This is a genomic window from Desulfobacter sp., assembly GCF_050177295.1.
In genome coordinates this window covers 1-4215 of record NZ_JBFXHE010000389.1, presented here as the reverse complement: position 1 = coordinate 4215, position 4215 = coordinate 1, and the positions used below count along the sequence as shown (strand labels likewise).

At 49.6% G+C, this 4215-nt stretch carries 6 protein-coding genes; all 6 read left to right on the top strand.

What is annotated here, in order from left to right; translation table 11 throughout:
* Positions 1-412, top strand: a 412-nt coding sequence (locus tag AB7U36_RS19655; protein WP_428161333.1) for a type IV secretion system protein, incomplete at its 5' end; no start/stop codon positions are given.
* Positions 413-423: 11 nt separating this feature from the next.
* A complete protein-coding gene (gene trbG, locus AB7U36_RS19650) occupies positions 424-1266 on the top strand; it encodes a P-type conjugative transfer protein TrbG (protein WP_428161332.1) in 843 nt (280 codons plus the stop codon).
* Positions 1263-1688 carry a conjugal transfer protein TrbH gene (locus AB7U36_RS19645; protein WP_428161331.1) on the top strand — a complete coding sequence of 142 codons (426 nt, stop codon included), beginning with the start codon at positions 1263-1265 and terminating at the stop codon, positions 1686-1688. Before trbG ends, AB7U36_RS19645 begins: the two co-directional genes overlap by 4 nt.
* Positions 1685-2998, top strand: coding sequence for a TrbI/VirB10 family protein (locus AB7U36_RS19640; protein ID WP_428161330.1), 1314 nt, complete (start codon positions 1685-1687; stop codon positions 2996-2998). The genes AB7U36_RS19645 and AB7U36_RS19640 overlap by 4 nt, the downstream gene beginning before the upstream one ends.
* The gene (locus AB7U36_RS19635; RefSeq protein WP_428161329.1) at positions 2995-3183 is read left to right on the top strand and encodes a hypothetical protein; all 189 of its coding nucleotides are present in this window, start codon (positions 2995-2997) and stop codon (positions 3181-3183) included. Before AB7U36_RS19640 ends, AB7U36_RS19635 begins: the two co-directional genes overlap by 4 nt.
* A partial coding sequence (locus tag AB7U36_RS19630) for a DNA topoisomerase (protein ID WP_428161328.1) occupies positions 3180-4215 on the top strand: 1036 nt, incomplete at its 3' end. The genes AB7U36_RS19635 and AB7U36_RS19630, both read left to right, overlap by 4 nt.

Here is a 4215-nt window from a genome sequence, read left to right as displayed (position 1 = left end):
CAGCCAGGAGATGATTCAATACAGCCTGGGCCAGTTTATCACGGCCTGGCGGACCGTCACGGCTGATATTGCCCTGCAGGAAAAATACATAAGGCAATCCAGTTTCATGTCAATCGGCGCTGCCAAAAGAATCCTGGCCAAATGGTACGCAGACAACAATCCATACATATCCAGCGAAGAAAAATTGGTCGAAGTTCGGATTATGGCCCTGCCCCTTTATGTCAGCGGAGAAACCTGGCTAGTCGAATGGACAGAAATAGAACGCTCCCATAAAGGTGTTGAACGCTCCCGGACAACTTTTCAGGCAAATCTTATCATCAAGCGCAAACTCCCTGAGACACAACAGGAGATTATCAATAATGCCAGCGGCATATATGTGTCAGAAATCAGCCACAGCAAAAAAATACAATAGGAGTTCAAACCATGAAAAAACTTGTAACAATCGCAATAGCAGTATTCTTTGCGGGTTTGGCAACATGCCGGGCTGCGGATTTCGTAAACTCCGTATCAGCCAAACTGAACAGCAAAGAAAGAAAACCGTTAGCCCTGCAGTCAAGATGGCAAAAAAACACCCTGGACCCGGTCACCGCCAGGAACGGCATGAACTGTTTTGTTTACGGCCATTCAAATCCAACCATCATTGTCACCCCGTATAAAGTGGCTGATCTGGAGCTGCAGCCCGGAGAAGTGATCAATTCTATGGTCCTGGGCGATAACGCACGATGGTACGCAGAAATCGTTTTTTCCGGCAGCGGCGATATCAGCACCAGCCACGTTGTTTTCAAAGCCCTGGATTCAGGGCTCACCACCACAGCCGTAATTACCACCGACAGGCGGGTTTATCATATAACCCTCAAGTCCGACCGCAGTAAACACATGCTGTATACAGGCTTCATTTACCCCGAAGACCATATCGCAATCACCAAAGCGGCACGGGAAAAACAAATCAAAGAAAAAGAGAAAAGGACCACCCCAGAAGGCTTTGATATGGCCAAGCTGAACTTTGATTATGAAATCTCCGGGGATGCCGGCTGGAAGCCCCTGCAGGTCTTTGACAACGGCGTTAAAACCTATATCAAGCTGCCCAAACTTCAGGAAATGCCCATGTTCATGGTCAAAACCACTGCGGGCAAAGGCCTTGTAAACTACCGGGTAAAAAACAATTGCTTTATTGTGGACCGGATTTTTGACCAGGCCTATTTAATCCTGGGTGTGGGCAAGGATAAGGAAGAATTAACCCTGACCAGGCTGGAGGAGAAAAAATGAAAACGCTTGCCAGACTGATTCTTCTTTTTTTTATGGCGTTAAGCCTTTTTTCCTGCACCCGCCTTTCCCCTAAAGGCTCATGGGTATTGACCGGTTCCGAACCGCCGTTACAGCTTTGTGATGTCATAATCAGCCGCCTGGTCCAGCAATATCCGCCTGCAAAAACCACGGTAACGCTTCTTAAAAGCGGCAATACAACCTTTGACCAATTGATTGAAAAACAGGCCAGGCGGGCCGGTTATACTATCAGCCAGGCCCAAGGCGCTGTCAAGATCAGCTATGTCATTGACATGTTATCACAAAACCCCGGCACCGGATACTTTCACCTTAAAAGCAGTGACGGATTCAGTTTCAGTCAGATGTTCCGCCTGCCCGGATATGCACTGGCAGAGATTTATACCCAAAGCGAGGTGAAAAAATGAGCGCACCAAGGGGGCTGCAAAGGCCGGGCGTAATGACAACCGTATTGAGTAAAAAGCCAATATTGGTTCTGTTTCTGTTCATTGCCATCATTGTATTGCTGCTGCTTTTTTCAATCTTTGATCAAGGCAAAAGAAATAAGAAAAACAGCGGCCAGGATCAGGAAACCCTGTTGATAGAGCCCCAGCAGTCATCCGTATCCACAGATGAAGAAGGGCTGAATCTGCCAAAAGCCCCCAAAGAACGCAAGGGCCTTGCCTCAGAAACCGATATGAACGCCCCTGGCAAAAGGGGGGATCAGAAGGGGCTTGAACCCATTGAGGTTGTAGGCGCGAAACCGCCTCCCCAGGACCCTGTAAAAGCCGCCCTGGATAAGCAGCGGCAAAAACAGCTTGTCTCTATACTGCAGTACCGGTTCGAAAAACAGCGCCAGGCCCTGGAGTCCAACCCGGTTGTTTACAAAAAAGACGCCTCAATGATTGTCAGCGCCTCTGCCGGCACTTCTGACCAAACCAGCCGGCAATCAGAATCTTCCGCAAGATTGTCAGCGTTAAACAATGAACTTGCAACCGCCAAAGCAAGGCTTGGCCTTGGGAGTGGCGGTTCACAATCCACAGCATCAATAACAACGAAAACCGGTTTATCCATATCTGCAAATCAAATCGGAAATAATGACAGTTCAATGTGGGATAACGGTTATTCCATGGATCAGGAGACCAATGCCTTGTCCATTAAAACCGGGGCCATCATACCTGTGGTGCTGATCACCGGGATTGATTCCACCTTGCCCGGCTATATCAGCGGCCAGGTCAGCCAGGATGTATGGGACACCGCAACCGGCTATAACCTGCTCATCCCCCAGGGCGCCAAAGTCTTTGGCCAATATCAGAACAATATAATCATGGGCCAGGAAAGGGTGTTCGTTGTCTGGCAGCGGTTAATATTCCCGGATGGCCGGACCATGACCTTGAAGGATATGCCCGGTGGGGACCAGTTAGGTTACGCCGGCCTCAAAGACAAAGTCAATAACCACTATTTCAGGATTTACGGCCATGCCCTGCTCATGAGCCTTGTCACCGGCGGCACCGCCTATGCCATTAACACCCTGGACAGCGATAACAGCGACGAAACGACAACGCTCAATGAATCCATGGGAACGGCCTTTGCCGACCAGATGGGGCAGACAACCATGAGACTGCTTGAAAAACACATGAACATGTCCCCCACTCTATCCATCCGGCCCGGGTACCGCCTGAACATCATCGCGGTTAAAGATCTGGAGTTCAGCGAAGCGTATGAAGGCAAATTATGAAAATTGATAAAAAATCCTGGCGACAAGGCTATGAGGCAGGGCTCCGGCAGCAGAACTCCCATGTATTTCCCGAGCCGGAAAACACAGAAGTTTTAAGCTGGCATGCCGGGTTTCTTGAAGGACAGACAGAGGCTGAAATAAAAATCAAAATCCACAGGAAACAATCAAGGAGAAAAGAACCATGAGACTTTTCATAGCAGAAAAACCATCCCTTGGCCGGGCCATTGCCGCAGGCCTGGGGAATGCCGAAAAAAGAAACGGCTATATAGAATGCGGCCAAAATGTTGTTACCTGGTGCTTTGGCCATCTATTAGAAATGGGTAAACCCGAATCTTACGATGAAAAATATAAAGTATGGAAAAAAGAAGACCTGCCCATTTTACCCAATGCCTTTAATGCCTCGGTCAGAAAAGAGTCTGCAGCGCAACTGAAAATTATAGGGCAACTGCTCCGGGACGCGGAACTCGTCGTCAACGCGGGCGATCCGGACAGGGAAGGACAGCTTCTTGTAGACGAGGTGCTGGAATACCACAACTATGCCGGGTCTTGCGAGCGTATCTGGCTTGCCGCCCTGGATGACAGATCAGTCAAAAAAGCCCTGGCATCCATGGCAGACAATAATGATTATACCGGCCTGAGAGATGCGGCCCGGGCCAGATCCCAGGCTGACTGGCTGGTGGGCATGAACTGCACCCGGGCCATGACCCTTAAAGGCCGTGACGCCGGCAACCAGGGCGTGTTATCCCTTGGCCGGGTTCAGACCCCTACCCTTGCCTTGGTGGTCAACCGGGACCTGGTTATTGAAAACTTCAAACCCCACCCGTACTTCACCCTTCATGTTGAAATTCTTCATGAAGCAGGCTCTTTCATTGGCACGTTTCAGCCGTTCGACACACAAAAGGGGCTGGATGACCAGGGCCGTTTAATCAACCCTGATGAAGCATACCGGATCAAAAAAGAGGTCAGCGGCCAGGCCGGAAAGATTATAGAGGCTGTTACAGAGAAGAAAAAAAAGAATCCTCCTTTGCCGCATTGCCTGTCCTCGTTACAAAAAGCTGCATCGTCAAAGCTCGGCATGGGAGCAAAAAAGGTGCTGGATCTGGCCCAGGCCCTTTATGAAAAAAAGCTGACCACCTATCCCCGTTCTGACTGCCGGTATCTGCCGGAAGAACAATTTGATGAAGCCGGCAATGTACTTGCAGTCCTGGCAAACGTTC